Source organism: Vibrio sp. 378, from assembly GCF_033339435.1.
The window spans coordinates 1-530 of sequence record NZ_JAWOUO010001114.1 but is presented as its reverse complement, the minus strand read 5'-3'; the positions used below and the strand labels follow the sequence as shown (position 1 = coordinate 530).

Here is a 530-nt window from a genome sequence, read left to right as displayed (position 1 = left end):
AAAAGGCTATTACGTCATTAGACCGAAGACCAATGTTGTATATGGTGGCATCCGTATTCTTGAACCGGATGTTGATCGCGTAGTGAAACAAGTGGTGCCAAACATCACAACGCAACCATACGCCGATGGCAAACTAGGTCGTAAAATCCCGGTTGCTCAAGTGCCGGAAATTGATTGGACGCATATTCCAAAAGATGGCTTGGAATACTGGAAGACCATCCATCAAATCATCCAAGAAAACCCAGTGGAAGAACGCGATCGTTTTGTTATGGCTCAGTTGAAGTTCTTAGGTATCGAGAAGGGTAAGCCGTTTAACCCAACAGAAGAGCAAAAGAAAATTCTGCTTGAAGCAAGTAAAGTTGGCCGAGCAATGGCGCAATCAAATGACTACACCAAGCGTTTTACACAGCCGTACTGGAAAGACACGAATTGGAAAGATGCCATCAGTGTGTCACTTGATCAACGAAGCGAAAACTACGATGAACTTGATGAACGTGCGGCTTGGTTCTACGAAGCGATCACGGTTTCTC

Annotated in this window: 1 pseudogene; it reads left to right on the top strand. The window is 44.9% G+C overall.

Annotated elements, in window-relative coordinates:
• Positions 1 to 530: pseudogene (locus R7Q48_RS30670) on the top strand (DUF1254 domain-containing protein); the annotation flags it as partial.